Genomic DNA, 286 nt, shown 5'->3' with positions numbered 1-286 from the left:
CCGTATTCGGTCTGTTGAACCAGTTGTCCGGCGACATCGTAGCCGTAGGCGGTGATTTTGCCGTCCCAGCCGGTTTCTTGGATCAGGTTGTCGGTTTGGTCGTAATCGAGACGGTAGGTTTCGCCGTTTTCATTGGTAAGGACGGTCAGCCGGCGGGCTTTGTCGTAGGCATAGGCGAAGGTATGGCCCAGTGCGTTGGTGCGTTTGATCGGCAGTCCGTCCACTGCGAGCTCGTAAGCGGTTTTGGCACCAAGTCCGTCGATGTGGGCGGTCAGCCGGTTGAGGC

1 pseudogene is annotated in these 286 nt (G+C 58.4%); it reads right to left on the bottom strand.

The annotated features are described in order from the left end of the window. Nucleotides 1–286: pseudogene (locus ACTHSA_RS10840) on the bottom strand (RHS repeat protein); the annotation flags it as partial.

It is taken from the genome of Neisseria sp. P0008.S002 (assembly GCF_051962805.1).
Classification (GTDB): Bacteria; Pseudomonadota; Gammaproteobacteria; order Burkholderiales; family Neisseriaceae; genus Neisseria; species Neisseria perflava.
Note: the sequence above shows the minus strand (reverse complement) of the source record. Positions and strands in the feature narration are given on the sequence as shown.